This window comes from Variovorax sp. WDL1 (genome assembly GCF_001541225.1).
Taxonomy (GTDB): Bacteria; Pseudomonadota; Gammaproteobacteria; order Burkholderiales; family Burkholderiaceae_C; genus Variovorax.
On sequence record NZ_LMTS01000128.1, the window covers coordinates 1,577 to 26,565 of the forward strand.

Consider the following 24,989-nt stretch of genomic DNA (forward strand, 5'->3'; position numbering starts at 1 on the left):
GCCCCACGTCGAATCAGATTGGAACCCGCATGGATGCTGTGGTTCGGCTCCGCCGGTGTCCAATATTTTCGAGTCCGGAGCTGCGCTTCCTCCCTTGGGGAACGCCGGACAAAAGGCTGGATATTGGACACGTCAGCGGCCGATTTTCAGCTGGTTCGGAGCTGCGGTTTCGCGCCAGCGGGCCTTGATGTACTTCTCGGTCGTGGCCTTCGACTTGTGCCCGCAGAGCAGCTGGATGGTCTCGATCGGCGTCTTCGCCAGCCACATGTCCGTGGCACCCTTTCCCTTGAGATCCCGGAACCCGAACGACGGCATGTCCTTGAGCTTAGGCACGGCAGCGCGCACACGGTCCTGCGCCTGCTTCAGCATCGCGCTGATCCCGTCATACGTGTAGGCCTCGCCCTTCAGCGTGTGCACGATCGGCTGCCGCAGGACCGGGACCTCGCCGACGGCCTCGGCCACGATCTCCGCCAGTCGGCCTTCCAGCCCGATGTCGATCTGCCGCTTCGTTTTGCTTTGGATGAAGCGCAGGACCGGCGCGCCGGCCTTGTGGACCAGATTGACAGGCGTCCAGGCGAGCACATCAATCTCCGGGCGCTGCAGCGTGCGGTACACCAGCTCCATCATCAGGCGCACCGGCCTGTTTCCGGCCTCGTACACGGCCAGGTACTCCTCGTCCGTAACATATCGGTCGCGCTCGGTCTCCGCGTTGCGCTGCACGCCGCTGGCGCGCATGCAAGGATTGACCTGCAAGGCGCCCATGTTGCTTCGCAGCATCCAACTCATGCACGAGGAAAGGCAAGCCCGCTCGCGGTTGGCCCGTACGGCGCGCCCTTCCTTGGCGCCGATATCCAGGTAGTCGGACACGTGGTGCGGGCCGACTTCGGTGGGGAGCATGCTGCCGAAGAAGGCCTTCAGCGGAATCACATCGGCCTCGTAGTCCTCCAGCGTGCGCGCTGAGCGCTCCTTCGCGGCGACGAGCTGGCGGAAGTGGATGAGGAACTGGTCGAGGAACCAAGTCATCGTCCCGTAAGCGCCGGTCGGATCGTTGTAATGGTCCGCCCGCTTCTTGGCGGCGCCGAGATCCTTGCCGACGTTCTCCCACTTGCCGTTCGGGTGCACGTAGAAGAACGTGCCGCGTCGCAGGTAGAGGCGAGTGCCGGCCAGGCCCTGGCTATCGTCCTTGCGCTTGCGCCCCACGCTTGCCTCCTCGGATGAGCTTCAGCAGGGCGGCGCGGTCTGGCTGCCCGGAGCCGGCATTCTGCGCCTGCTCCGGCTGACGCCCGACCAGAACGCGCTCGAACTCGCCGCGGGCCACCAGAGGGCGGCCATTGGGCTTGCGCTTCACGATCAGGCCCTGCCGGCACAGGAAGCGGACCTGGGCGGCGGGCTGCTCGAGCGGCGCGCAGATCTCGGCGATCTCGGCGTCGGAGAGGAATGGCGAGTGGCTGCTCATGTGGGCCTCGCGTCGGATTGTGCGGCTGCTGGCTCGATCGCGTCGGCCTCGCCGGTCTCCAGCGACTCGAGCTCTGGAACCACGAACTGAGCTGTGGGGGCGTACATCTTTCGCCAGACATCTCCGTAGGCCTTCACGACCTGCACGTGGTCGCAATAGGGGTGCTCGACCATGACGCGCCCGAGGTGCTCTGCTGCGCCGCGGAGGATCTCCATCACCTGGTCGAAAGTGGGGGCGGTCATGGGCGTACCTTCCACTTGCCGGTCGTGATGTCAAAGTCGCGCAGTTCGCGCTTGAGGTCAGCGAGGATCCCCGGGTCAACGGCAGCAATGCGAAGGCGCCCTCGCATCAGCTTTGCCAGTTGCCTGGCCGCGTTGTCGCCCTGGTCGATCGTGGTTTTGGCTTCATCGACGGCCTGCCGGAAGTCGTTCCAGTTCATAGGTCTCTCCAGGTGATGCAGCCCGCGCTGGAGCAGCGGCCGCTTGTGCGGCCATCGGCCGACACGTTGAACTTGAGGACGCCCTGGCACTTAGTGCAGTGCATGGTGCTGCGCACGGGCGCCGCGGGCCGGAAGTCAGGGGCGGGGCAGTGCTCGGTGCGCACCGCGGCCATGGCGCGCGCGGTAGCGCTGGCCAGGGCGGAGAAGTGCTGTGTCGTCACAGATCGTCCTCCGGCGGCGGCTGCATGCCATGGCTGCAGTTCTCGCGGCAGTCGGCGTGGCCAGGGCCACCGGGCGCGCCGTAGTCGTACTCGCCAGACGCCAGATCAACGTAGACAGCTTGGGAACAGAGTGCCCAGCCGATCGGGCACGGCCGTCCGCCTTCGAAGTGCCAGATCCGGCCACCGTGAAGGCGGCCTTCCTCGCCGGCGAGATGGCGGGCGCCGTCGATCAACTGCTCGAGCGTGGCGAACGTCACGTGATCTCCTTCCCGCAGCAGTCGCACTGGTTCGTGCCGAGCTCCTCGGGGCTGTGCACCGATTCGCAGATGCAGTAGTACTCGTCGTACTCGTCGGGATCGCCCAGGAGTTCCTCGCCGTCGTCCAAGTCCGCGCCTTCACGCCAGGCAGCGCGATCTTCGAGTTCGGCTCGGTAATCTCGCTCCGCCAACTCCTCGGCCGCTTCCTCCGGGCTGATGTCGGCGCGCAGCTGCTCGCGGCGCAGGCGTTCCATGTCGGCTTCGTGCGCCAGGTCGCGCTCTTCGGGTTGAGTGCTCATTGAGCTGCGCCCTCCATCGCTTCCTGGATGGCGCCGGCCGTGAAGGGCATCAGCCTGCAGCTGCTCGGCAGCATCAGCGGGTGCTGCGGGTAGCCGCTGCGCGTGATGCGCAGGCACATGGGCTGCACGCCCTGGGTCCGGATGAGCGGCAGCACGAGCTGCGGCCGCTCCAGGCCCGCGACGTTCGAACCCCATGCCAAGCACACCGCGCCGGCGCCGCGCACGGCGTCGACGATGTGAGCATCGTTGTCGGGGCCGACGGGGTAGCCCGCGCGCCGCAGGTCCTCGGGCTTCGTCGCGCGGAAGGCGAAGAGGTTCACGACCTCGATGCCGCCGAAGGCATGCTCCTGCGCGAACCGGACGCAGCGGCGGATCGTCGCGTCATCCTCGTTCGCATCGGCCGTCGACGGGTTGAGCATGATGAACACCAGCGGGCGGGTATCCGGGTGCATCCAGGCGCGGCCGAGCCGGTACCGGAACTTTCCGCAGGGTGAGATCTGGGCGGAGCGCTTCATGGCGAGACCTCGAAGAAGCCCAGCGCGCCCTTCAGCGGCCGGAAGGGGAGGGTCTGGGCGTTGGCCAGCACGAAGCCTACGGCGCCCATGTACCAGGGCGATGTGCTGTCGGTGACGCAGTCGACGATGTCAACCTGGCCGACGATGCCTCCACGCTCGAGGTCTTCAAACGGGGGAAGGTGCGGCCGCGTGGCGGCCGGCAGGCTGGTCACCAGGAACATCACCACCTCCTGGTACTCGCGCCGGGTCATGCCCTGGCTGGCGTGCACAAGGATCGTCCCGCGCTGGCGGGTGCTCCACGTGCGGTTCTCGATGTCCTTGAAGCCGTTGACGATGAGCCAAGCCCAGGGCTGGCGGACAGAAAGCGCCTTCATGCTGCCTCCCTCGGCCCGAGGTGCTCATCGATCGCGCGGCACAGCGCCACCCGGAGGTCGCTCTGCGCGATCTTGGCGCCCAGCGGCTCGACGGTGCTCCAGTGCCCGATCAGGCGCTGCAGCTTCATGTCGCACCGGATCTTCACGCCGCGGTAGGTCCACAGGTTGACCCCGCAGGGCTGCATCATGAAGCTGTCGGCGGTCTGGGCTGGCTGGGCGGCCTGTTGCGGCTGCGGCGGTACCGGCGCGGCGTCCTCGCCGAAGAGGTCGAACGTTTCGCTCATACTGCGAACTCCAAACAATGGAGGTGGAGATGTGGAAGCGTGTTGCGGTGGCGGCCACTGTCGGTGTGACCTTGGGCGCGCTGATCGCGCTCGGTGTGCTGCTGGACTTGAAAGCCTCGGACTGGGCTGCTTGGGTGCAGGCGATCGGATCTATAGGTGCCATCATCGGAGCGTTCTTCTTGGCGACCTTGCAAGTGAGCAGCGCACGCACTCAGGCCATAGAAGTCGAGCACCGCCGCCTGATACGGCGACACAACGCGATCTCCGCAATCGGAGCCTTTGCAGAGAAAACGGTAAGAAGGGTTTGTGCGGCAGCGCAGTTGTTCTGTGATGCGCAAGGGGAATTCGTGTGGCGGTCTGACCTCGATTTCCTCCAACTGGCGCGTGACGAGTTGGAAACACTGAGAAGCACTGACCTTGAGTCCTTTCACCTCGTCCGTGGCATTCGGCGCTTGGCCGTTTCTGTCGACGTATGTATCAGGATGGACGAGGCACTCGTCGATGGCCTTGCTGACTCGAGTGACTATGGCTTCTGGAGCACGGAAGCCGCGAACGCCGCGGCCAATGCGGCTGGGGCTCTGCAAGACATTGAACAAGCGATCACCGAGTTTCGGGAAGACCCAGAGATTGCGCTGCCACCTTTCTCCCTCAAGTGAAGCTGGCATGATTTCAGCTCTCACCAGGATGGCAACGCCCAGCGTGCGCGAGGGGGTGCCGCGCTCGGCGTAGCAGTGGTCGCAGGCGGGGGAAACCTTCGGGCGGCCGATCCACGGATTGAACGTGTCATCGGTCCATTCGATCTTGCTGTTCGCGCTCATACTGCTGGCTCCGATTGATGGGGATGGACATGGCACTGGAAGACATGCACGACGTCTTGGTGGATCACCTGAAGGCACAAGGGGCCCTGCAATTCGCAATCGACTGCTGGGAGAACCTCTGGTGGCAGGCTCACAACGTCCCGGACGCGCCACTTCCGTGCCCGAACTGCTTTCTCGAAGGCCGTGTGGAACGTCTGGTGCCGCTTGAACGCACTGGTGCGCTCGGCGCCGTCCGGTGTGACGCCTGCAAGGCAGAGTTCGAGTTTCCTCGCGGGTGACATCACGCGGCCCTCTGCAGTGCGGCGATCACGTCGCGTGCCACTGGCGGGCACACGGCATTGCCGAGCATGTGCACGGCCTGCCGGTGTTGCGCCGGCAGACGGTAGGTGTCGGGGAAGCCCATCGCGCCGCGGTTCTCCTCTGCGGTCAGCATGCGCATGCGGTCACCGTCGACCACGGCCCAGCGGTCAAGCGTGGTGATGGTTCCGATCGGGCGGGATAGGCACCGGCCGGTCAGCCCGGAGCCGCTGCCGTAGTAGGGCATCAGGAACTGGCGGCCGTGGCGCGCGCGACCCGCGGCCACCCTGGCCAGCGTGGCGGGGGAGCGGCCCGGCCGGTTGATCGGCGACCAGGTGCCGCGGTCGAAGCGGATGAACGACTCGGCGCCGACGTGTGCGCGCGGCTCGATCTGCAGGTGGAGAGGATGCTTGCTGCGCGTGCAGACAATGAACAGGCGGCGGCGGTGTTGCGGCACCCCATGGTCGGCCGAGTCGATCACGTGCGGCGCCAGCGCGTAACCGAGTGCCTGCATCGCGCTGCACCAGGCTGGGAATAGGGTCCACTTGGCGAAGTCGATGACGTTTTCGACCAGCACCGCGGCCGGACGATGGCACTCAGCTGCAGATACAACGGCCCATGCCGTGCTGCGCTGGGCGTCGTGGTGCGGCTTCTCCTTGCCGCGGGCCTTACTGTGGCCCTGGCACGCGGGGGAGGCCAGCAGCAGGTCATGAGTTGGCACCTCGCGCCAATCTGCCTGCTGCAGGTCCTGGCAGGCGTGCGCCGTGCCTGGATGATTCGCCGCGTGCACGTCGACCGCGGCTTGCCAGTGGTTGGCCGCCCAGACGACGTGGACGCCCGCGTCCTCTGCGCCTTCGGTGAAGCCGCCGGCTCCCGCGAAGAGGTCGATCGCGGTGTTCATGCGGTCGTGCCCTCCGCGTCCTGGCCAGCCAGCTCGAGCGCGGCGCGTACCTTGTCCTTGGACATGATCATTCCGTGCCGCCGTCGCTGTCCGGGTCGGAGTCGTCGTCAGCATCCGGACCATCGGCCTCGGTGCCGCCGTGCTGGGCCGCGAAGATGTCGCCCGCGTCCTTCTGCTGCTCTGCATCGGCCGGCGGGGTTGGCGTGTCGGGCTTGCCCGCGCGGTAGCCCTTCTTCACCGGCAGGAGCTCGGCCGGCGCCAGCAGCTTCATGTAGATCTCGCCCTCGGACGCCAGGCCCGACAGCTCGCCATAGACATCGTTGTCCTGCAGCTCTTCGCCGTTGTACTGGATGGTGCCCATCACCGTGACGCTGCCGCCCTCGCTGAGCTCGTAGTGCAGGTTGGCCAGCACCACGTCGGTAAAGTCCGCGTGGTCGCCATCGGTGCCCCAGTCCCAGATGAAGCGGTAGCCGCGGAACTTCTCGCCCTTGCCGTAGGCGTAGGCCAGAGGCAGCTTCGGGTACCGCAGGTTCGGCATTGGAATCACCATGCCGGGGAGCGGCTCCTGGCCGGCGGTCAGTGCCTTGTTGAAGTAGTGGTGTGCGCGCAGGCCCGGCTCAATCAGGTCGAGCAGCGTGTTCTCGCCCGTCAATGAAAAGGCAAGGTCGATGGCGCGCACGCGTTCATCGCCGTGCAGCTCGCGGCGCGGGTTGGCGTTGGTGATCAGCACCTGGGTCAGGTTTTCAAGTTGGAACGGCATGGTTCTTCCGGTCGTGGTGATGGGCGAGCTCAGCGGGCGGCCCTGGCCGCGCGGTACTGCTCTTCGGTGATCTGGTCGACGCACGCCCGGCGCGGCTTGTCGGCGTCCTGCTTGGCGTTCACGTCTGTGGCGGCTTTCTTCTGGGCAGCGATGTAGCGCTCGGCATCCCAGACGCGATGCGAGGCGACGTAGCTCTTGCCGTCGACCGTGGTGTGGCGCAGGAAGATGTCGCGCGTGATGATGGTTCCCGTCATGGTGTTGCTTCTTCGAGGGAGTGAGAGGTGGGCCGGGGCGACTACTAAACGCCGGGCGCTCGGCTGAATTACTTCCTTGCGCCCTGCTCCGGCCCGAAACTGGTCAGGCGGCGACGGCTCGCGCCGGCGCGGTCGCGGTGGCAGCGAAGAACACTTCCATGCACGCGCGCGCATCGGCCATCGCGCTGTGGGCGTTCTGCAAGGGCTTCCCCATGAAGTGCTGGTAGGCCTCGCTGAGATTGGCGCTCTTGTGGTGGAAGCGCCCAGCCGCGCGCATCTTCGGCGTCGGCGGCAGCTTGAGGATCGGCGTCGCGAGGCGCTGCGTGCACTGCGCGCGGCCGCTCTTCCACTCGTCGGAAGGCGGGATCGCGAGTGCCGGGTCCTTCGGGTCGCGGAAGCGCTTCGCCGCGATGCGCACGATGCGCGCATCGAACTGCTCGTTGTGCCCAATGCGCTGGCGTTCGGCCCACAGCTCGAACAGCATGTCCAGCGCGACGGCTTCGGGAATGCCGACATCCCTCGCGCGCTCGGTCGTGATGCCGTGGATCTTGGCCACCTCGTCGGGGATCACCCAGCCTTCGGGGCGCACGATGACATCCAGGCTCGCGATCTCGTCGCGCGTGTCCAGGTCGACCAGGATGGCGCCGAGCTGCACGATGTGCGGCTGGGCCGGGTGCTCGGACGGCTCCGAGAACAGAGGCAGACCCGAGGTCTCGGTGTCGTAGAAAAGGGCGAAGTTCTTCATGCTGCTTCCTTGATCTGGCCGACGTGGCCGTTGTGAATCCATTCGGCCGCGACGGTCGCGGGCAGGCCGCTCGGCAGCGCCTTCAGGGTGCCGAAGAGGAGGGCGGTCTCGATCTCTCCCTGCTGGGCCAGCACATCGAGCCACGCGAGCAGGTCGGTGCGGCCCTGCATGTCGAGCACGTCGAAGCGATCGAGCACGAGCAGCTTCAAGCCGGACTGGAAGCTGATGGCCTCCGCGACCATCGCATCCACGCGCCAGCGCTCCGACTCGCTCAGCAGTGCGTAGGGGCGCAGTTCGCCGCCGGGGATGAGACAGCTCAGCGACATGTCGGCGTCGATGCCCACGTGCAGCCACTCGGCATCGGCCGAGCTCTGCAGCAGGCGCGCATTGATCGGCTCCAAAGCCTCCGCGAGCATCTCGCCCGGGATGCCGTCCGGAGCCAGCGCCGTCGCAATCGCATCCCATGCGGCTACGTCAGCGTGGTGGCCCGCGGCACCGGTGGTCTTCTTGTCCGCTTCCTTCGCGGCGCGCACGGCGGTCTCGTGCTTCTCCAGCTCGGCTGCAGCGGCGTTGCGCTTCACCTTAAGGGCGGCATGCCCCAGCACCTCGGCATCCAGGTCGGATTGCTTGGGCGCTGCCTCCTGCTCGCCCTCCGTCAGCGCCTTGAGCTCGGCAGCCGACTCTTGTGCCTGCGCCAGGTCGCGCTTGTCATTGGCGACGGAGCTCCGCAGCAGATCGCGCGAACGGCGCAGCTCCGGCAGCGCGGCGGCTGCGTCGGCATCGCGCACGGCCTCTGGCGCCACGTAGACCCGCAGCTCGGTGGGGCTCGCATGCTCCACCAGCCCCTGGCAGTGCGGGCAGGTGAGAGGCTGCGTCGGCGCCGCGCCGGCGGCCTTCGCCTCGGCTTCGGACAGCCGGTCTTCCCACTGCTGCAACTCCTGCTCGTCGGTGGCCAGCTTCGTTCTGATGCGCTCGACCCGCTCGGCCGACCCGCTCAGTGCTTCGACGCGCGCCGCGCGTACGCCGTGCGCCCTGATACCGGCTTGCAGCGAGCCGATGTTCTGGTTCGCGTTGGCAATCTGCTGATCGAGGCTGGCCAGGCGCTGCTGCGCGGCTGTGTGCGCCGCCTGATCGACCGCGGGCTTCTGAGCCTTCCAGGTCCCCGCCTTGACCGAGCCATAGGTCTCGCCGGTCAGCGCGCGCCAAGCGCCCTTCTCCTCGGTCGCCTTGTTCTTGGCCTCAGTGCATGCGGCTTCGAAGCCAGCGCGCAGCATGGGCACGACGCGATCGATCTTCGCCTTGTCCAGGCCCTTCGCGAGCAGACGCGTCGACACCGTCTCTGGCGTGATGCGGATGCCCATCAGCCCGAACAGAAACGAGCGGCGCGCGTTCGCATCCATCGTGGCGAAGCGCTGGGCATTCAGCACGTAGGGAAGCGCAGGGAACGCGCTGAAGCCTGCCGAGGCTACGGCCTTGCCGCTGGGCAGCAGGATCGTCGTCTTCTCCTCGCCGTCGGCGCCGGCGATGCCCACCTCGGCGAAGCCGGCCTTCTGGCCTTCCGTCACCAGTGCGCCGTATTCCTTCTTCAGGTCGACGCGGACGGCCTCGCCGGTGAGGGCCATGCGTACCGCCTCCTGCAGGCTGCTCTTGCCCGCATAGTTGCCGCCGGCGAAAAGCGTCACCGGCTTGCTGATGCGCACCTCGGCGCTGCGGATGCCGAGGAAGTTCTCGGCATGGATGTATGTCAACTTCATGGTGGTCACTCCATCGAGGTGGAAGAGGCGCGGGCGCGGCGGCTGGTGGCCGCGGCCGGCTTGGGTTCGGCGGCGCTGGCCAGTTCCTCGCGGCGCGTGCTGTAGACGCCGTCCAGCGTGGCCTTCACGTCGGCATTGGCGAGGGGGCGCAGCAGCTGGTCGGCCAGCTGGTCGAGCGCGTCGATGCTGGTGGCCGCTGCAAGGCGGTCCGCGATGCCTTCGACGTCGACGGTCGGCGCGGTGCTGGCCTGCTCGGCGGCGTTGGCCGCGGCGGCCGGCTTCTCCTCGGGCGCGCCTGCTGCCTTCGCCTGTGCCTGCTGCTCGGGCGGCGTTTCGTCCTGGGTGTCGGTCGTGACGACCTCGGCAGCCAGCGCGGGTGAGCTGGTGCGCACCTCCTCGGTGGAGACGTTGGTAACCCGCCCGTCCTGGTCGACATCGAGCACGATGGCGTCCACCGCCTCTTCCGTGGTGCGGCCCATGCCCATCACGATGTCGGGGGCGTGGATGTTCCCGAAGAAGCTGCCGGCCCGGTACTGGAGCATCAGGTGCTTCATTTCGGTCTGCCACTTCGAGCCAGACTTGCCGTACCAGCCCTCCTCTACGGCGAGCTTCATGCTCACCGGCGCCGACTCGATCACTGGCAGGTTCGCCGCCTTCGCCTGGTCAAGCGTGCGGATCTGCGGGGGGAATGCCACGTTGCCCGGGAGCGCCCACGCGATGCACTCCAGGTTCTCGACCTCGACGGTCACGTCCTTGAAGTTGTACCGCCGCAGCTCGTTGTTCCAGCCCTGCTTTTCCTTGTAAGTGGCCTTGATCAGCCCCTTGTTCCGGATGTCGAAGCGCAGCGGTGTGAAGCGGCGGCTCGCGTTGATCGCGGCGATCTTGTATTGGCCAGACCACGTCAGCCGGTTCTCGATCACGTTGGCGTTCTGCATGACTGCCGTGATGCTCATGCCCACCGAGCGCGCCGTCTCGATCGCCACCAGGCAGTTGCCGAGCGCCGCGGGGTTCTCGACCATCGTGACGTTGCCGTTCTTGTCCCTCTTCTCGTTCCACTGCCGGAAGGGAGGCGGTACCGCATTGGAGGTCGAGAAGGCTTGTCCAACGCGCTGCGCGAGGGCGAAGCCGCGCGCGGAGAACAGATCGACGGTCTGATCGTCGGGCTCGGGCATGCGCGCGAGCTGGTGATGGCGCAGCTGCTCGATGCTGGTGTGGTTGGCGGCCTGGGCCGTCGCGGTTGCAGACATTGATTTCCTTTCGGGCTGGGGTGGTGATCAGTCGTGGTACTTGCAGTGCGAGGCGTGCGCCGGGCAGTACTTGGCGCTGCACAACATCGACTTCGGGTTCGGGGGGAACACGCCGCTCTTCAACATGCCGGCGGCGATCTCGATGAGGCCGGGGAACTTGCCGTCGCCGAGCAGCGGGGTCTTCACGTCGGAGATCTCGCCGGTCGCGCAAGGCGTGTCCTTGGTGGTCTGCAGGCCGATGATTTCGGCCGGCCCTTCCATGCGCTCGCCCGAGGCCTGCTCGGCCATCAGGGTGTAGATGCCGAGCTGGATGTGGTGGCCCTTCGTCACCGCGCGCCGGCCGCCGGTAGCGGTCTTCTCGGTCGCGCGGCCGCCGGTCTTCACATCGGAGATGCCCTTGCGACCGTCCTCAAGCTGGCGCACGCGATCGGTGGTGCCCGTGACGCGCACCACGCCGTGCTGTGTGGCGATGTCGAGCGCCGTGCATTGCAGCTCGACCGCGGTGTAGGTGCGCGTCGGCGCGACCTCGGCGCAATAGCGGGACGTGAGCTTCACGGCCAGGGCGTCGGCCTCGTTCGGCGTGAGACCGTCATCCCACAGCACTTCATCGCGAGGATTCGCCAGCGCATCGCGCGCCACGTCGACCGCATCGATGATCTGGGCGAACTTGCCGTCGAGGATCTGCTGGTCGTACGCCGCGGTGCCGGCATGGACGGCGGTGCCGAGCGCTGCCGCACCGCCGGAAGGGCTGCGCAGGCCCATGAGGTTCTGCCAGTACCACTTGTAGGCGCAGTCGAAGAGGCTGGGCCAGGAGCTGGCGCGCACGACCGCCAGCGGTTCTTCGTTGTTGGGATCCATGGACACTTTCAGAGGTTGAGCAAGAGGGTGTTGAGGAAGCGGGCGATGTCGTCTCCCCACAGGAGAAAGACGGCGGCGGCGATCGAGAGCAGCGCCGCGGCGGCCAAGAAGTCGATGTCTTCAGAGTCGGAGCACGGGAACTCGTCGGGCATGGCCACGCCTTTCAGCACCAGCGCCAGACGGCGCCGGCAATGCGGTTGATGAGAGGGAGGGGACGTGCGGTGCGCGGCTCGAGCAGCGCGCCTTGGATGGCCTCGGCGTCGCGGCTGAGGGCTGGCGGCCTGAGCTCGTGCGCGCAGCCGATTTCCACCAGGCGGCAGGTGATGAGGCGGCCGTTCACCACGCGCGGCGGCCGGTAGGCCTCGGGGAAGGTCGGCGTGCTCACGTTCCGATCTCCGGCCGGACCATCAGAAGGAATCCGTGATTCCACAGGCGCCCGATCAGCTCGCGCTCTCGGTCCAAGTAGGCCGCGGCATTGCGGATGTCTGTTCGCGAAAGTGTCTGGCGCAACAGCCCGATGCGATGCAGATCTCTTCGAACCCTGGGAGGCGTCACCTTCGGAACTCTCGACGCGTGGCGCGCGCGGGCGATGGCCACAAGCGCTGCGATGGTGGCCACGTGGACCGGTAGATGGGCTTGCTTCATGCTGCTTTCCCGGTCGAGTTGCGCACCAGGTGGCGATCCGACTCGCGGCAAGATTCGATGAAGACCGCACCGCGCAGGCCGGCGTCGAGATTGCGACCCTTGAGAGCCCGCAGCACGTCGGTGCGGGCGGCTGCCCACTGCCGCGGCACCGGGCCAGCGCTGATGGGCTTCGAGCACAGCGACGCGTTGCGCAAACGCGATTTCTGTTCGGGCGTCATCGCGGCACCTCGACCAGGTCGCCGAAGTCGTTGATCACGCCGCAGATGGCTCGCTCCCAGCGCCTGCCATCGGTGTCGTAACGCACCTCCTCGCCCGCCCACTTTGCTTGCCGCTCACGGGCATGGTTCTGGAACAGCGTGATGGAGTTGCGGAAGCTCGTCGCGCAGTAGGCAGAGAGGTACGTGCCGTCACAAGCGCTCGAAGCCTTGAGCGCGCCTGTGGGCGGCAGTAAAGCCGTGCCCGGTGCAGGCTCGGCCTGGGCGAGTGCTTCAGCGTAGAGCGCGTGCAGCAGCTCGGCGGCCTTGGGGCTTACTGGTGCGAGGGTCAGCGCGCTCATGATCACCACACCCTCAGGAAAGCAGCCCAGTCCCACACAGCAGGGGCAGAGCAGGAATTGACGCCTTGTGCCGACACGTACTCGCCTGGAGCAATCGTCACGGCCGGGAAGCTCACCTCACCGCGCGAGCGAAGAGCGGCATCGCAGTTCTGATACTTCGTCGAACCATCGGCAGTCATCACGTAGATGCAGGCCGGGCCGTTCAGCGTGTTCGGACCAGCGGAGCTATTGGCTGATTCGCTGTAGATGGAAGCGCCCGACAGGTGTAGGTCGCGATCCGTCTCATTGCGCCACGGCGTCCCCGCGGTGCTCTGCTGCTGGCCGTCGCAATAGATGACGGCGTCCTGCTGCGGCTGCCTCCACGCGTGCAGGCCGGTCGTCTGGGCACGCACGCTCATTGCGTAGGTGTGGCCCGTATATCCAGGCTCGGTGTGCGAGTTGAGATAAATCACCTCACCAGGGGCGATCGACAGTCCAGTGTTCGCGCCCCAGCGGATGGTCGGGTAGTTCTCGCCGATTTGCTTGGAGGAACACCCGACCTCGCCGACGCCCGGCCTGTGCTGGCCTGTGACGAGCTCGCCCACGTAGGCGCAGTACTCGCTCCACAACCGTGTTTCAGCAGTCGCCGCCTGGATGCTGTCTATCTGCAGGTAACCATCGGTCTTGTTGGTGAACTTGACGTAGGTTCCAGCAGGAACACCAACGCCGATCGGCTCGTCGTTCGCGATCAGCGGGCACTCCACATGCGTATCGAGCGCACTCGTGCAGCCGGGATTGACCGGGTTCAGCTTCAGAGGCTCTGCGACGAAATGCGCAGCAGGGGCTTCGTCTACGGGTGCTGAGGCCGGTGCAGCAGCGATCGGAGCGAATCCACCGCCTCCGCCGCCACCTCCTCCACCGCCGCCACAAGCCGCGAGGGCTGACAGGGCCAGCACCGACAGAGCGCGCTTCATGCGCGCCGGCGACGGCTTGGCGCACATCGCGCGGCCCAGCTGGCCCGTGCGTTCGACGGAGCGCGCCAGGCGCTCTTCGGCGCGCCGTTGCTCTTCGCGGTAGCGATCGAGCTGCGCCGGCGTCGTAACGTGATAGGTCGCGCCGTTCACGATGCAGCCCTCGGGAACTGGCAGTAGCTGTCCGGCCGTTCGTGGTGCGCGATCAGGTAGGCGATCAACGCTTGCCGCTCAGCGCGGGTGAGGATGGCGGCGCTCACGGCTGCGATCCCATCGAGGCAAGGACTCGGGCGCCGTGCGCGGCCAGGATGGCGCCCTGACGGAAGGCGGTCTCGGCAGCGAGCTCGAGCATCGAATCGTCAGTGGAGTCGAGCATCACGCGGCCCGACGGACCCGCATAGATGCCCATCGCGATCACCGCTGCGAACACTTCGATCTTCGTCAGACCGAGGAAGTCGGTATGCTGCGCATCCCCGACCACGAAGGCGGGCCTAGTCGCCTCGGGCGGGCTCTTCGACTTGCGAGTTGCCATGGTTTCTCTCCAGTGGCCGCTGCGGGATTGCAGGGCTTGGAGCGGACTCTAATCCCATGGATGGGATAAAAGCAATCCCAGCGATGGGATTCCGACGGCGGCGTAGGGGTATTCGCGGGCGCAAAAAAGCCCGCCTAAGCGGGCTTGGGGTTCGTGCAGTAGGTGCTTAGCGAGATCTGGCCGCCTGGCGTCGGCACCTCACGACGCGATGTTTGCTACCTACTCCTCATCGACCACGCATCGCAGTACGCAGGCGCGCCGGCACATAGTCCTGCACCGACACCTGATTTTTTTCCCCGGCGCTGAGCTTGGCGCGCAAGACTTCTAATCCCCTCGCGGCCCTCGCAGGATCCTCGGCGAAGGTGCCGAGCGCCACGCTACGCGGCTTGCCGCTCTCCATGTCTGCGATGCCTACCCATCCCTGGACGGTTCCGCATCTCGCCTTTGCGGCCATGCTTTCAAAGTACTCAACGACCTCTGGAACCACGACGGTTGTGTTGTTCTTGAACGCTATCACCCGACCCATGCTCTTCATCTCCGATGTCCAACTCGGCCTCCAGAATGGGTGCCGTGGGTGTCTGAGTTTCGGCCGGAACGTCGCCGCTCGCGGCGCCCGAGAGCAATAACGCGATGCTCTGTGCAGTAGTGCCAGCTTTGGCTGGCTGCTGTACCAACAATGAAAACATTCGTGCTAGGGCGGTGCGCGTGTCGTCGTCGTTCACCTTGACCACCGCGGCCGCCACCAGGCGCATCGCATCGCCCAACTCGCCTGCCGACGGCACGACCTGAGGGGCCAAATCTGGCACCGAGGCGCCGAGGTCGCCCTGCAGCAATTGCCATGGTTGCAGGCCGAAGACCTCGGCGAGCTGCTCGAGCGTGTCGATGTCCGTGGCCGCGGCCGCGCGCCGCACGCGATCGAGCTTTCCATTGCTCAGCCGGCCGTCGCTGGCCTTCGTGATCTTGGGCAGCGTGTTGAGGCTCGGGCGCTTCATCAGCGCCTTGAGGTTGTTCGCGAGGACGGCCTTAGTGCTCATCCAGGAAGTGTTGCCAATCCCGAGTCCCGCGCGTGGGATTGATAAAATCCCATCAACGGGATTAAGATCCCGACCCATGGAATCAATCATCGACTACCTCAAGCGGAAGTTGCGCGAGGCCGGGGCAGGGCGCTGGGAAGCCATCGCCGTTGAGTGCGGGGTCGCGAAAACGCTGCCGCGCAAGATCGCGTACGACGATCGCGACAACCCTGGCGTGCAGACGATCCAGCCGCTGCTCGACTACTTCGGTGCAGTTGAACGCGGCGAAAAATCGCTCCCCGAGCTCGAAGCCAAGGCGGCCTAGATGCTCACACCGGCCGGCGGCATCATCCGCACGAATCCCGAGCACGTCTGCACCAACTGCAGGCAAGAGCTGCGGAACATGACGCGCTATCCGGGACCAGTGCAGTTCCGCTGCGTGAACCGCGCATGCGCGCATTGCGCCCTCCCACCGATCCAGCAGCCAGCCCGCGTGCCAACCGGCGCGGCCCTCGGCCTGTGGAGCTGACCCATGCGAGCCATCGCACGCAACTGGGAGCAGGTGACGACCGGCGTGCTCTTCCTCATCAGCGTCTACGGCGCGGTTTACCTGGTGCGCATCGGCGCGCTGGGCTGGGCCGGCATGGCCTTGTGCTGCGCCATCGGGTTCTTCCAGGCCCTTGAGAGCTTCGCGTTCGCCGCCGATTGGCGCGAGCGTGTGCGGCGCAAGCAGCAAGGAGATGCGCACCTGGACGGTTGATTCGTAGAGCGTTTTCAGCATGGGACCGATGGTCTCGTTTTTTTGTAGGTACTAGGTACTCAACCGGATTCAAAAAGCATGAGCGCAGTTGTTGACCAGGGCGAACTCGCCCTCTCAAGGGAGCCCAAGCACATGACGATCCCCATCGAACTTATCCGCAGTAAGAAGTCCGCAGGCGCCGCCATCACGCTGGCTTGCGATTCGTCCGGCCTCGAGGACAAGGAGATCTATCTGGCGCTCGGCATCGATGCTGGCTACTTCTCCAACATCAAGAAGGGAAAGGCCACGCTGCAGGGCGACTTGCTAAGGGAGTTTTGCAAGGTAGTCGGCAACACGGTCTATCCGGAGTGGCTTGCCTATCAAGTGGGCTGCACGCTGGTGCAGATCCAGACGGAGGCCGAGCGCCGGGCGGAGGCCGCGGAGAGGAGGGCGGAGGAGGCGGAGCTCAAGGTCCGCGTGCTGATGGAGACCTTCCAGGTGAGGGCATCTGCATGAAGAAGCACCTACCTGCTGCGCGTCACAGCGCCTTCTACTGGAACACCGGCGAGCCGAGCATCTTCCGCGACCTGCAGGCCAAGGCCGAGATGCGCGCGGCCAGCACGCGCAAGGTCGAGCAGGCCCGCGCCGAAGGCACCGACTGGTCAACGCTGCACGGCATCTCGAAGAAGTCAGATGCGCAGATTCGCGAGCGCCGCAGGTACTCGGCGCCGGTCGAGGGCGCCGCAGCCGGCCAGCGGTCGCGCGACAAGCACGCGGCTCTGCGGCGGAGCAAGATCTGATGGACTACGCCAGCTTCCTCAACGCCAAGGTCCAGCTCGCGCAGTCGCACGGGTTCGAGATCGACGCATCGGAGGTCAACCCGCTGCTGGCGCCGTTCCAGAACGCGATCGTGCGCTGGGCTGTCGCCGGCGGCCGGCGCGCGATCTTCGCCCGCTTCGGCCTGGGCAAGACCTTCGGCCAGATCGAGATCACCCGCATCGTGCGCGCGCATGCCGGCGGCATGGGCCTGATCGTGCTGCCACTGGGCGTGCGCCAGGAATTCATCCGTGACGCCTACAAGCTGGCCACGGGCGACGACCCGAAGTTCACCGACGAGCAGCGGGCCCAGCTGCGCGCCTGGCAGGCCGGTCGCCCCGATCGCGTCCCCAAGCTGAAGTTCGTCCGCTCCATCGAGGAGTGCGATGACCCCGATGGCATCTACCTGACGAACTACGAGACGGTGCGCGAGGGCAAGCTCGACCCGAAGCATTTCGTGGTGGTCAGCCTGGACGAGGCCGACTGCCTGCGCGGCTTCGGCGGCAGCAAGACCTTCCGCGAGTTCATGGCGCTGTGCGCCGGCGATGACCGCCGCAACATGCACGAGCGCGTGCGCAGCGGCGGCGTGCCGTATCGCTTCGTGGCCACGGCCACTCCCAGCCCGAACGAGTATGTCGAGCTGCTCGCCTACTGCGCCTACCTCGGCGTGATGGACGTTGGCCAGGCCAAGACCCGGTTCTTCAAGCGCAACAGCGAGAAGGCCGACCAGCTCACCATCCACCCGCACAAGGAGCGCGAGTTCTGGCTCTGGCTGGCCAGCTGGGCGCTGGTCGTGCAGCTGCCGTCGGACCTCGACCCGAGCTTCTCCGACGAGGGCTACGTGCTACCCGAGATCGATGTGCGCTGGCACGAGATCCCGTCGGACCACAGCGAGGCCGGGGCCGACTCGAGCGGCCAGTCGTTGATGTTCAAGCACCAGGCGATCGGCGTGGTCGACGCCGCGCGCGAGAAGCGCGAGAGCCTGTCGGCTCGCATCGCCAAGCTGCAGGAGATCCGTGCCGAGGACCCAGGTGCCCACCGCGTGATCTGGCATGACCTCGAGGCCGAGCGGCACGCGATTGAGCGAGAGGTGCCGGGCATCGTCACGGTCTACGGGGCCCAGGACCTGGAGGAGCGCGAGGCCTCGGTCATCGGTTTCTCCGACGGCCAGATCCAGGAGCTCGCGGGCAAGCCCGTGATGCTGGGGTCGGGCGTCAATTTCCAGCGGCACTGCCACTGGTCGGTGTTCCTCGGCATCGGCCACAAGTTCAAAGACTTCATCCAGGCGATCCACCGGCTCCAGCGCTTCTTGCAGGAGCACACGGTGCGCGTCGACCTGATCTACACCGAAGCCGAGCGGGAGGTGCGCCGCAACCTCGAGCGGAAGTGGGCACAAGACATCGAATTGAGGCAAAAGATGAGCGAGATCATCAAGACCTACGGGCTGTCGCGCATCGCGATGGCGCAGACCCTGCAGCGCGCCATGGGCGTCGAGCGCGTGGAGGTGACGGGGGAGGGCTACACCCTGGTGAACGAGGACTGCGTGCTGGAGACGCAGCGCATGGCCAGCGACAGCGTCGGGCTGATCCTGACCTCGATCCCGTTCAGCACGCAGTACGAATACTCGCCGAACTACGCTGACTTCGGCCACACCGACACCAACGAGCATTTCTGGCAGCAGATGGACTTCTTGGTGCCCCAGCTGCTGCGCGTGCTGCAGCCCGGGCGGGTGGCGGCCATCCACGTGAAGAACCGGATCGTGCCCAGCGGCATGGTTCCCGGCGTTGGCTTCCAGACCGAGTACCCGTTCGACCTGGACACCGTGGCGTGCTTTCGCAAGCACGGCTTCCACTTCGTCGGCCGCAAGACCATCGTGACGGACGTGGTTCGCGAGAACGCACAGACCTATCGGCTCGGCTGGACAGAGCAGTGCAAGGACGGCTCGCGCATGGGCTTCGGCATGAACGAGTACCTGCTGCTGTTCCGCAAGGCGCCGACGGACGCCAGCCGCGGCTACGCCGATGTGCCAGTGGCCAAGGACAAGGCGAAGTACTCGCGCTCGCGCTGGCAGTTCGACGCCCACGGGTTCACCCGCTCCAGCGGCGACCGGCTGCTGCAGCCCGAGGACCTGATCAACCTGCCGGCCGACGCGATCTACAAGCTGTTCCGCCAGCACTCGCTGACCGAGATCTTCGATTTCGAGCACGACGTGGCGCTGGGCGAGGCCTTGGCCGAGAAGGGAAGCCTGCCGCCCAGCTTCATGCTGCTGCAGCCGCAGTCCTGGCATGACGACGTGTGGACCGACATCACCCGCATGCGCACGCTCAATGGCGCGCAGTCGGCGGCCGGGCGCGAGATGCACCTGTGCCCGATGCAGTTCGATATCGCCGATCGGGCGATCAACCAGTACTCGATGCCAGGCGAGGAGGTGTTCGACCCCTTCTGCGGCCTGATGACCGTGCCCTACCGGGCCCTGAAGCTGGGCCGGCGCGGCCGCGGCTGTGAGCTCAGCCCGAGCTACTTTGCTGACGGCGTCATGTACTGCGAGGCCGCGGCGCGCGAGGTGGGCATGCCCAGCCTGTTCGACCTTGAGGAGCTCGCCGCATGACCGATCAAGAGCGTGAAGAGCACATCAAGAGCTGCGGCCTGCTGCTGCTCAAGGCGCACCGGGAGGGTGATGTCGAGGGCGCCAAGTACTGGCTGGCGCTGCAGAACGAGGCGATCAAGGCGCGCACGCCGCGGCAGATCGCGCGCATGGAGGGCTGCTACTTCGTAGAGCAGGGAGATCTCGCCAAGCAGGCGTCCGAGGCTCGGGGGGCTGCTGGTGGCTGAAAGCTGGATCAAGATGCGCGGCAGCCTGATGACCAACCCGAAGGTCATCAAGATGGCGCGGCTGCTGCTCCAGGACCCGGAATTCCTGGAGTGGTACGGAAACGATGCTGTCACGCTCGATGCGTCACAGGCCGTCACGCGCCGTCACGTTCCTATCGTCACGCGCGTTGTTGTTGGTGCGCTAACGCCGCTGTGGGCGCAGGTCAATGAGTGCGCTGGAACTGACTTTGTGTTGCCCGACGCGTCACTTTTCGAAGTGGAAGAAATGGCCGGTGTGCCGGGCTTTGGGCGTGCCATGGAGGCCGTCCACTGGCTGCACGTCATGCCCGCTTCGGCGGGCATTGAGTTCCCGAATTTCACTGAGCACAACACCGTCGGGAAGGAGCGATCGACCTCCGCAAAAACCGGCGCCGAACGGTCCAAAGAGTACCGGGAGCGCAAGCGCCTGGAAGCCCTTGAAAGCGTCACAGACGGCGTCACAGAAAAAAGTGACGCGTCACGTGACACCGTCACCACAGAGAAGAGAAGAGTAGAGAAGAGAAGAAAGAAAGGAGCTAAAGCTCCTACGTCGGCAGACGACCTGCCGACATGGATGGGCCAGCTCGTCGCGCTATACCACGATGTCCTGCCTGAACTGCCCGGGGTCCGCGTCATGGATGCCGGTCGCGAGCAGGCGCTGCGCGACTTCCGCGACTGGGTCATGACCAGCAAGCGGCCGGACGGTCGACCGCGTGCGACCACCGACGAGGAGCTGCTTGCCTGGGCCCGCGACTACTTCGAGCGTGCCCGGCATAACGACTTCATCATGGGTCGCGGGCCGCGCTCGCCCGAGCACAAGAACTGGCGCTGCAGCATCGAGTTCCTGCTGTCGAGCAAGGGCGTCAAGAAGGTGGTCGAAGAGACCACGGCGGAGGGCGAATGAACGACCGCGCCAACATCCCCGACTTCGACCTCGACAGCCAGATTTCGCAGCTGCGCGTGCCGCCGCACTCCATCGAGGCCGAGTCGAGCGTGCTGGGCGGCCTGCTGCTCGACAACGGCGGGTGGGACCGCGTGGGCGACGTGCTGGTCGATGGCGACTTCTACCGCCACGAGCACAAGCTGGTCTTCGCAGCGATCAGCAGCCTGGTCAACGCCAGCAAGCCGGCCGACGTGATCACCGTCTTCGAGCATTTGCAGGACCTCGGCAAGGCCGAAGCGGTCGGCGGGCTGGTGTACCTGCATTCGCTGGCCCAGTACACGCCGGCCGCAGGGAACCTGCGCCGCTACGCCGAAATCGTCCGCGAGCGCTCGATCCTGCGCAAGCTGATCTCGGCCGCGGACGAGATCGCCACCACTGCCTTCAACACACAGGGGAAGGGTGTCGACGTGGTGCTCGACGCCGCGATGCAGAAGGTGATGGGGATCAGCCCCGATGCCTCCGGAGACGACTGGGAGGGCATGGACAGCGGCATGGTCGAACTGCTGGACCGCATCCAGGCTGCGGCCGACGGCACTGCACAGCCGGACTTCATCCCGACCGGCCTCAAGGACCTGGACGAGCAGCTGGACGGCGGCATGCGGCCCGGCGAGCTGTGGGTGCTCGGCGCGCGGCCGAGCATGGGCAAGAGCGCGCTGGCGCTGACCATCGGAATCAACGTGGCCCTGAACGAGGGGCTCGTGGTCGGCATGTTCTCGATGGAGATGCCCAAGGCGCAGGTGATGAACCGTGCGATGTCCCTGGTCTCGCACATTCACCTCAGCCGCATCAAGCGTCCAGAGCGGCTCAAGGATTACGACTGGCCAGCCATCACCGGCTCCGTCGAGAAGCTGCGCCAGATCAACTTCCACGTGAGCGATCGCAGCGGCGTGAACATCAACCAGCTGCGCGCCCGGGCCCGAGGCCTGCGGCGGAAGCACGGGAAGCTCGGCTGCCTGATCGTGGACTACCTGGGGCTGATGGACGGCACCGACCCGAAGATGCCGCGGGTCTACCAGCTCGAGGAGGTGACCAAGGGGCTCAAGGCGTTGGCCAAGGAGCTGGCCACGCCGATCCTGCTGCTGGCCCAGGTCAACCGCAAGGTCGACGAGCGGCCTGACCCGATGCCGATCCTGGCGGACCTGCGCGACTCCGGCTCGATCGAACAGGACGCGGACATCGTCGTCTTCGTGCACCGGCCGATCAAGGCGAAGCCGGACCTCGATCCAGAGTGGAAGTACTACGCCAAGGTTTCCGTCGCCAAGGCGCGCGATGCGGAGCCCGGCTTTCTCGACCTGATGTACGTGGGCGAGAACACCCGCTTCATGGATTGGCCCGAAGAGACGCCGATCCCCACCAACCAGGTGCGCGTGGCGCGCTCCAACAAACCGAAGGGCGGTGACCTGTGAGCCTCAGTTTTCTCCAAGTGCTCGGCATCGCGCTGGGCTCAGCCGTCGCGGGCTATGTCGCGGGCGTCATGTGCGGCGTCCGGATGGTGACCACGGCGACCAACCTGCAAGCCAAAGAGGAACGTTCGAAAGAAGGATACGAATGACCAGCATCACCTACACCCCCCGCGCCGGCAGCGTCGCCTACCGCGTGATCGACTTTCTGCTGCGCAATCCAGGCGAGTACCTGACGCGTGCCGATATCGCCTTCAAGTTCGAATGCTCGGGCTCGTCCCTCGAGATGCTGCTCGGCGATGCGATGCGCAGCAGCCTCCTTGAGCGCGGCCGCAATGAAGATGGCGAGGCGATCTGGAAGCTGGGCGCGAGGCGCATCGTGCTCGAGCGGACGGAAGTCGCTCCGGCAGCACCCGTCGTCGTGCTGCCGCAGGGCGTCGCTGTCGATCCACTCGCGATCAAGGTGCGCAAGGGCGTGCGGCTGAAGACGCCGGAAGAGCAGCTGGAGGAGAAGTTCGACGCGCTGTTCGGCAGCTTCGAGGTCGGCGACAGCGCTGAGTTCGACGAGAGCTGGCATGCCGCGATGCTCGTTCACCTAAAGCGCTTTCGCCGCGGGCAGAAGGGCGTCAAGTTCGTCTTCATGCCCACGGAGCCCGGGAAGATCGGCATGGAGCGCCGCGCGTGATCCGCCTGACCTTGCCGTACCCCATCTCGGCGAATCGCTACTGGCGCAACGTCACCATCCCCGGCCGCACGATGCTTGTGCCGACGCGTGAAGCGAAGGAGTACAAGGAACAGGTCGGATGGCTCTGCAAGGCCGCAGGTATCAAAGCGCCGATCGCCGGCCGCGTCGCTATCACCATCCGCCTCTACCCGGCAAGACCGCAGGACTGGGCCAAGCGCCAGCGCACGCAGGGCCAGACCTGGGATGACACGGTGCGGTGCATCGACCTCGACAACGCCAACAAGGTGCTGCTCGACAGCCTCAAGGGCGTGGCGATTGAGGATGACCGCTGGGTGCGCAGACTGCACTGCGACCGTATGGAGCCGGATGAAAAGGGCGCGCGCGTCGAGATGACGATCGAGGCGCTGGCGGTGCCGGTGGCCGTCGATCTGTTTGCGGGGGTCGCGTGATCCAGCTCGCCCTCGCATTCTTTGGCCTGACCGCGCTATACATGGCCACTGGCCACAATCCGCGCGCGCGCCGCTGGGCGCCGCTCGTCGGCCTGTGCGGGCAGCCGTTCTGGATCGTGTTCTCGGTGCAAGCCGCGGCCTGGGGTCTGCTCGCGCTGTCGCTGGCGTACAGCGTGGTGTACGTGCGCGGCGCCTTGCTTCAGTGGAGATCGCGATGAATTGCGGCACGTGCAAGCACTGGAACCTCGAGCACGAGCTCGGGAAGATGGGCTTCGGCACCTGCGACGCCCGCAAGGACCCTGCGCACCGTGCGGGGATCTCGACCGTCGCCCAGAACGTCTGCCGCATCGGCAGCTTCATGAAGGCCATGCCGGGAGTGATCGCGGCCCGCGAGCAGCGCCTGGGAACGCAAGCATGACGAAGCACAGCCCCATCCTCGTGGCCAAGCAGATGTCGCTCACCGGCATGCCCGAGCCGGAGCGCCGCGTCGTGCGCCACGTGCTGCTCGACGCCATCCAGGGCTTGAACCAGCAGCATCACAGCCGCTGGCGCCGCTGGGTGAACCGGCTGCTGCGCTCCGAGCCCGGCGAGGTGTTCGGCTTCATGCACCTGACCAATCGCCTCGGTCCGTTCCATCGCATGCACATGAAGTTCGAGCAGACGCTCTTCGATCGGCAGGAGCGCTGGCCTCACCTCAAGGGCATGCGCGATTGGCTCAAGATCGGCGCCGGCTGGTGCGACTGGGCCCCGGGCGCGCGCGGCGGCATCGTGCCCGTGCCGCGCTCCGAAGACTACGAGAGCTGCAGCGACGACGAGATCCGCGAGGTGCACGAGGCGATGCTGACCTTCCTGCGCACGCCGCACGCGCAGCGCTACCTCTGGCCGCATCTGTCAGCGCCGAAGCGAGCGGAGATGCTGGAGAGCGTGCTGGCGCGGCCAGACGAGGAGGGCGGCCAGCCATGACCCCATTCGAGGAGAGGCACGTGAAGCGCACCTTCTGGGTTGACCTCGGGTTGCCCTACGTCGACGCGCAGCCCGCGCTGGCCGCTGCCATCGTGATCGACCACCGCGCCGACGACGCGGCACACCTGACCCCCATCGTCGTTATCGACTACTACCGAGATCCCACCGAATGAGCGAAGAGAACCCGCCACCCACCATCGAAGAGCGATACATGACTGCGACGAACACCAGCACGCTGAAGATGGAGCTCGACCGCCCCAACATCGCCGATGTCCTTGTGGCGGCCGGCTGGAACCGGGCGAGGTTTGGCTCGGCGCTGCTGCGGCTGCAGTCGGAATGGGACAGCACAGCCAAGCCGCGGCGGCTCTCCGAAGCTGCCGAGCGCATTCTCGCGAAGAAGCTGCCTCGCATGGTTCCGCTCGTGCTGAGCGAGCAGGGCCTGCGAGAGCGCGGGCTACGCGATCACTTCCAGCCGGACGTAGCTGCACGCGAGAAGGCCGCGCGACAGCAGGCGGACGATTGGTTCAAGCAGGAGCTCGGCCTGCAGCTGCTGCGCTTGAAGACGCTGCCCGAGGCGCGAGACATGCTGGCGGAGTTCGGCATCCTGCACAACATCCATTCCGCGCACGCGAAGGCCGCCAGGGCCATCGCTTGGTGGCTCGATCACACGTGCCCTGTCTGCGGCGGCCGACAGTACCAGCTGATCCCGGGCACGAACCGGAAATCGAGCCGGCTCTGCGAAGAGTGTGATGGCCGCGGCGAGGTGCTGATCCCACACGGCTATGACGGCCGGCGCATGGTCGGCGAGATCGAGAGCAGCGTGAACGCGGCGCGCTGTGGGCTCGGCTCCGAGGCGTTCACTGTTCGCGAGCGGAAGCGATGGATGCACGAGCAGCAGCAGGTCAAATAGCCGATCGCTTGACGCATGCGAACTTCTACATACAATCGCGCGCCCATCGGGGACCTCAC

Annotated in this window: 45 protein-coding genes and 1 pseudogene; 19 read left to right on the forward strand and 27 right to left on the reverse strand. The window is 66.1% G+C overall.

What is annotated here, in order from left to right; all coding sequences use genetic code 11:
• Nucleotides 1-132: 132 nt before the first annotated feature.
• The 10 genes from APY03_RS17175 to APY03_RS17220 are packed head-to-tail and all read right to left on the reverse strand — an operon-like array spanning nt 133 to nt 3,845.
• Nucleotides 133-1,200, reverse strand: a complete 1,068-nt coding sequence (locus APY03_RS17175; RefSeq protein WP_068678396.1) for a site-specific integrase — start codon at nt 1,198-1,200, stop codon at nt 133-135.
• Complete coding sequence (locus APY03_RS17180) at nt 1,175-1,456, reverse strand: DUF4224 domain-containing protein (protein ID WP_068678398.1); 282 nt, start codon at nt 1,454-1,456, stop codon at nt 1,175-1,177. Before APY03_RS17180 ends, APY03_RS17175 begins: the two co-directional genes overlap by 26 nt.
• Complete coding sequence (locus APY03_RS17185; protein ID WP_068678399.1) at nt 1,453-1,698, reverse strand: hypothetical protein; 246 nt, start codon at nt 1,696-1,698, stop codon at nt 1,453-1,455. Before APY03_RS17185 ends, APY03_RS17180 begins: the two co-directional genes overlap by 4 nt.
• Nucleotides 1,695-1,895 carry a hypothetical protein gene (locus tag APY03_RS17190; protein WP_068678402.1) on the reverse strand — a complete coding sequence of 67 codons (201 nt, stop codon included), beginning with the start codon at nt 1,893-1,895 and terminating at the stop codon, nt 1,695-1,697. Before APY03_RS17190 ends, APY03_RS17185 begins: the two co-directional genes overlap by 4 nt.
• Complete coding sequence (locus tag APY03_RS17195) at nt 1,892-2,116, reverse strand: hypothetical protein (protein ID WP_068678403.1); 225 nt, start codon at nt 2,114-2,116, stop codon at nt 1,892-1,894. Before APY03_RS17195 ends, APY03_RS17190 begins: the two co-directional genes overlap by 4 nt.
• The gene (locus APY03_RS17200) at nt 2,113-2,373 is read right to left on the reverse strand and encodes a hypothetical protein (protein ID WP_068678404.1); all 261 of its coding nucleotides are present in this window, start codon (nt 2,371-2,373) and stop codon (nt 2,113-2,115) included. Before APY03_RS17200 ends, APY03_RS17195 begins: the two co-directional genes overlap by 4 nt.
• Nucleotides 2,370-2,672, reverse strand: a complete 303-nt coding sequence (locus tag APY03_RS17205; protein WP_068678405.1) for a hypothetical protein — start codon at nt 2,670-2,672, stop codon at nt 2,370-2,372. The genes APY03_RS17200 and APY03_RS17205 overlap by 4 nt, the downstream gene beginning before the upstream one ends.
• Nucleotides 2,669-3,187: a DUF1643 domain-containing protein gene (locus APY03_RS17210; protein WP_068678406.1), complete on the reverse strand. Its 519-nt coding sequence runs from the start codon at nt 3,185-3,187 to the stop codon at nt 2,669-2,671. The genes APY03_RS17205 and APY03_RS17210 overlap by 4 nt, the downstream gene beginning before the upstream one ends.
• Entirely contained in the window at nt 3,184-3,561 is a 378-nt protein-coding gene (locus APY03_RS17215; protein WP_068678407.1) for an ASCH domain-containing protein, read from the reverse strand. Before APY03_RS17215 ends, APY03_RS17210 begins: the two co-directional genes overlap by 4 nt.
• Nucleotides 3,558-3,845: a hypothetical protein gene (locus APY03_RS17220; protein ID WP_068678408.1), complete on the reverse strand. Its 288-nt coding sequence runs from the start codon at nt 3,843-3,845 to the stop codon at nt 3,558-3,560. Before APY03_RS17220 ends, APY03_RS17215 begins: the two co-directional genes overlap by 4 nt.
• 29 nt (nt 3,846-3,874) lie before the next feature.
• Between APY03_RS17220 and APY03_RS45665 the strand changes: the two genes are divergently transcribed.
• Entirely contained in the window at nt 3,875-4,501 is a 627-nt protein-coding gene (locus APY03_RS45665; protein ID WP_068678409.1) for a hypothetical protein, read from the forward strand.
• Nucleotides 4,502-4,534: 33 nt separating this feature from the next.
• Here APY03_RS45665 and APY03_RS45670 read toward each other — a convergent pair.
• Nucleotides 4,535-4,663 (reverse strand): annotated as a pseudogene (locus tag APY03_RS45670) (DUF5131 family protein); the annotation flags it as partial.
• A gap of 29 nt (nt 4,664-4,692) precedes the next feature.
• Here APY03_RS45670 and APY03_RS17230 point away from each other — a divergent pair.
• A complete protein-coding gene (locus APY03_RS17230; RefSeq protein ID WP_146039339.1) occupies nt 4,693-4,941 on the forward strand; it encodes a hypothetical protein in 249 nt (82 codons plus the stop codon).
• Nucleotides 4,942-4,943: 2 nt separating this feature from the next.
• Here APY03_RS17230 and APY03_RS17235 read toward each other — a convergent pair whose 3' ends face one another.
• The 16 genes from APY03_RS17235 to APY03_RS17305 all read right to left on the reverse strand — a co-directional run bounded on the left by APY03_RS17235 (nt 4,944) and on the right by APY03_RS17305 (nt 15,196).
• Nucleotides 4,944-5,861: a DNA cytosine methyltransferase gene (locus tag APY03_RS17235; protein ID WP_068678412.1), complete on the reverse strand. Its 918-nt coding sequence runs from the start codon at nt 5,859-5,861 to the stop codon at nt 4,944-4,946.
• A gap of 67 nt (nt 5,862-5,928) precedes the next feature.
• Nucleotides 5,929-6,621, reverse strand: coding sequence for a hypothetical protein (locus APY03_RS17240; RefSeq protein ID WP_232081101.1), 693 nt, complete (start codon nt 6,619-6,621; stop codon nt 5,929-5,931).
• A 29-nt stretch (nt 6,622-6,650) separates the two neighbouring features.
• Entirely contained in the window at nt 6,651-6,875 is a 225-nt protein-coding gene (locus APY03_RS17245; RefSeq protein ID WP_068678413.1) for a hypothetical protein, read from the reverse strand.
• A 103-nt stretch (nt 6,876-6,978) separates the two neighbouring features.
• Entirely contained in the window at nt 6,979-7,620 is a 642-nt protein-coding gene (locus APY03_RS17250; RefSeq protein ID WP_068678414.1) for a 3'-5' exonuclease, read from the reverse strand.
• Nucleotides 7,617-9,374: an ATP-binding protein gene (locus APY03_RS17255; RefSeq protein ID WP_068678415.1), complete on the reverse strand. Its 1,758-nt coding sequence runs from the start codon at nt 9,372-9,374 to the stop codon at nt 7,617-7,619. Before APY03_RS17255 ends, APY03_RS17250 begins: the two co-directional genes overlap by 4 nt.
• A gap of 5 nt (nt 9,375-9,379) precedes the next feature.
• Nucleotides 9,380-10,621, reverse strand: coding sequence for a hypothetical protein (locus tag APY03_RS17260; protein ID WP_068678416.1), 1,242 nt, complete (start codon nt 10,619-10,621; stop codon nt 9,380-9,382).
• A gap of 27 nt (nt 10,622-10,648) precedes the next feature.
• Complete coding sequence (locus APY03_RS17265) at nt 10,649-11,479, reverse strand: RecB family exonuclease (protein WP_068678417.1); 831 nt, start codon at nt 11,477-11,479, stop codon at nt 10,649-10,651.
• 8 nt (nt 11,480-11,487) lie between these two features.
• Nucleotides 11,488-11,631: a hypothetical protein gene (locus APY03_RS41590; RefSeq protein ID WP_157103418.1), complete on the reverse strand. Its 144-nt coding sequence runs from the start codon at nt 11,629-11,631 to the stop codon at nt 11,488-11,490.
• 11 nt (nt 11,632-11,642) lie between these two features.
• Nucleotides 11,643-11,864 (reverse strand): hypothetical protein, encoded by a 222-nt coding sequence (locus tag APY03_RS17270; RefSeq protein WP_068678418.1) that lies wholly within the window; start codon nt 11,862-11,864, stop codon nt 11,643-11,645.
• Nucleotides 11,861-12,124: a hypothetical protein gene (locus APY03_RS17275; protein WP_068678420.1), complete on the reverse strand. Its 264-nt coding sequence runs from the start codon at nt 12,122-12,124 to the stop codon at nt 11,861-11,863. Before APY03_RS17275 ends, APY03_RS17270 begins: the two co-directional genes overlap by 4 nt.
• Nucleotides 12,121-12,342 (reverse strand): hypothetical protein, encoded by a 222-nt coding sequence (locus APY03_RS17280; RefSeq protein WP_068678422.1) that lies wholly within the window; start codon nt 12,340-12,342, stop codon nt 12,121-12,123. The genes APY03_RS17275 and APY03_RS17280 overlap by 4 nt, the downstream gene beginning before the upstream one ends.
• A complete protein-coding gene (locus APY03_RS17285) occupies nt 12,339-12,680 on the reverse strand; it encodes a hypothetical protein (protein WP_146039340.1) in 342 nt (113 codons plus the stop codon). Before APY03_RS17285 ends, APY03_RS17280 begins: the two co-directional genes overlap by 4 nt.
• Nucleotides 12,681-12,682: 2 nt before the next feature.
• Nucleotides 12,683-13,783, reverse strand: a complete 1,101-nt coding sequence (locus tag APY03_RS17290; protein WP_068678426.1) for a hypothetical protein — start codon at nt 13,781-13,783, stop codon at nt 12,683-12,685.
• A gap of 103 nt (nt 13,784-13,886) precedes the next feature.
• Nucleotides 13,887-14,162, reverse strand: a complete 276-nt coding sequence (locus APY03_RS17295) for a hypothetical protein (protein WP_068678427.1) — start codon at nt 14,160-14,162, stop codon at nt 13,887-13,889.
• Between the two features lie 226 nt (nt 14,163-14,388).
• Complete coding sequence (locus APY03_RS42535; protein WP_162487101.1) at nt 14,389-14,562, reverse strand: hypothetical protein; 174 nt, start codon at nt 14,560-14,562, stop codon at nt 14,389-14,391.
• 67 nt (nt 14,563-14,629) lie between these two features.
• On the reverse strand, nt 14,630-15,196 hold the full coding sequence (locus tag APY03_RS17305; protein ID WP_068678431.1) for a hypothetical protein: 567 nt from the start codon (nt 15,194-15,196) through the stop codon (nt 14,630-14,632).
• Between the two features lie 76 nt (nt 15,197-15,272).
• Here APY03_RS17305 and APY03_RS17310 point away from each other — a divergent pair, with 76 nt between their 5' ends.
• From APY03_RS17310 to APY03_RS17380, 17 genes are all read left to right on the forward strand, one after another.
• Complete coding sequence (locus tag APY03_RS17310; RefSeq protein WP_068678433.1) at nt 15,273-15,500, forward strand: hypothetical protein; 228 nt, start codon at nt 15,273-15,275, stop codon at nt 15,498-15,500.
• A complete protein-coding gene (locus tag APY03_RS43955; RefSeq protein ID WP_068678435.1) occupies nt 15,501-15,704 on the forward strand; it encodes a hypothetical protein in 204 nt (67 codons plus the stop codon). It begins immediately after the preceding gene.
• A gap of 3 nt (nt 15,705-15,707) precedes the next feature.
• Nucleotides 15,708-15,935 carry a hypothetical protein gene (locus APY03_RS17320; protein ID WP_068678437.1) on the forward strand — a complete coding sequence of 76 codons (228 nt, stop codon included), beginning with the start codon at nt 15,708-15,710 and terminating at the stop codon, nt 15,933-15,935.
• A 78-nt stretch (nt 15,936-16,013) separates the two neighbouring features.
• Nucleotides 16,014-16,430 (forward strand): transcriptional regulator, encoded by a 417-nt coding sequence (locus tag APY03_RS17325; protein WP_068678439.1) that lies wholly within the window; start codon nt 16,014-16,016, stop codon nt 16,428-16,430.
• Nucleotides 16,427-16,714, forward strand: a complete 288-nt coding sequence (locus tag APY03_RS17330) for a hypothetical protein (protein ID WP_068678441.1) — start codon at nt 16,427-16,429, stop codon at nt 16,712-16,714. The genes APY03_RS17325 and APY03_RS17330 overlap by 4 nt, the downstream gene beginning before the upstream one ends.
• Nucleotides 16,714-19,338 carry a DNA methyltransferase gene (locus APY03_RS17335; protein ID WP_174262755.1) on the forward strand — a complete coding sequence of 875 codons (2,625 nt, stop codon included), beginning with the start codon at nt 16,714-16,716 and terminating at the stop codon, nt 19,336-19,338. The genes APY03_RS17330 and APY03_RS17335 overlap by 1 nt, the downstream gene beginning before the upstream one ends.
• Nucleotides 19,335-19,562 carry a hypothetical protein gene (locus APY03_RS17340; protein ID WP_068678445.1) on the forward strand — a complete coding sequence of 76 codons (228 nt, stop codon included), beginning with the start codon at nt 19,335-19,337 and terminating at the stop codon, nt 19,560-19,562. The genes APY03_RS17335 and APY03_RS17340 overlap by 4 nt, the downstream gene beginning before the upstream one ends.
• 13 nt (nt 19,563-19,575) lie before the next feature.
• A complete protein-coding gene (locus APY03_RS17345; RefSeq protein ID WP_232324310.1) occupies nt 19,576-20,484 on the forward strand; it encodes a hypothetical protein in 909 nt (302 codons plus the stop codon).
• Complete coding sequence (gene dnaB / locus APY03_RS17350; RefSeq protein ID WP_068678449.1) at nt 20,481-21,929, forward strand: replicative DNA helicase; 1,449 nt, start codon at nt 20,481-20,483, stop codon at nt 21,927-21,929. Before APY03_RS17345 ends, dnaB begins: the two co-directional genes overlap by 4 nt.
• Nucleotides 21,926-22,075: a hypothetical protein gene (locus APY03_RS41595; RefSeq protein WP_157103419.1), complete on the forward strand. Its 150-nt coding sequence runs from the start codon at nt 21,926-21,928 to the stop codon at nt 22,073-22,075. The genes dnaB and APY03_RS41595 overlap by 4 nt, the downstream gene beginning before the upstream one ends.
• Nucleotides 22,072-22,608, forward strand: a complete 537-nt coding sequence (locus APY03_RS17355; RefSeq protein WP_068678451.1) for a hypothetical protein — start codon at nt 22,072-22,074, stop codon at nt 22,606-22,608. The genes APY03_RS41595 and APY03_RS17355 overlap by 4 nt, the downstream gene beginning before the upstream one ends.
• Nucleotides 22,605-23,057, forward strand: a complete 453-nt coding sequence (locus APY03_RS17360) for a RusA family crossover junction endodeoxyribonuclease (protein WP_068678453.1) — start codon at nt 22,605-22,607, stop codon at nt 23,055-23,057. The genes APY03_RS17355 and APY03_RS17360 overlap by 4 nt, the downstream gene beginning before the upstream one ends.
• Nucleotides 23,054-23,275: a hypothetical protein gene (locus APY03_RS17365; RefSeq protein ID WP_068678455.1), complete on the forward strand. Its 222-nt coding sequence runs from the start codon at nt 23,054-23,056 to the stop codon at nt 23,273-23,275. The genes APY03_RS17360 and APY03_RS17365 overlap by 4 nt, the downstream gene beginning before the upstream one ends.
• Nucleotides 23,272-23,475, forward strand: coding sequence for a hypothetical protein (locus APY03_RS17370; RefSeq protein ID WP_068678457.1), 204 nt, complete (start codon nt 23,272-23,274; stop codon nt 23,473-23,475). The genes APY03_RS17365 and APY03_RS17370 overlap by 4 nt, the downstream gene beginning before the upstream one ends.
• On the forward strand, nt 23,472-24,020 hold the full coding sequence (locus APY03_RS17375) for a hypothetical protein (protein WP_232081099.1): 549 nt from the start codon (nt 23,472-23,474) through the stop codon (nt 24,018-24,020). The genes APY03_RS17370 and APY03_RS17375 overlap by 4 nt, the downstream gene beginning before the upstream one ends.
• On the forward strand, nt 24,017-24,193 hold the full coding sequence (locus tag APY03_RS41600) for a hypothetical protein (RefSeq protein ID WP_157103420.1): 177 nt from the start codon (nt 24,017-24,019) through the stop codon (nt 24,191-24,193). Before APY03_RS17375 ends, APY03_RS41600 begins: the two co-directional genes overlap by 4 nt.
• Nucleotides 24,190-24,930: a hypothetical protein gene (locus APY03_RS17380; protein ID WP_068678459.1), complete on the forward strand. Its 741-nt coding sequence runs from the start codon at nt 24,190-24,192 to the stop codon at nt 24,928-24,930. Before APY03_RS41600 ends, APY03_RS17380 begins: the two co-directional genes overlap by 4 nt.
• The last annotated feature ends 59 nt before the right edge of the window (nt 24,931-24,989 follow it).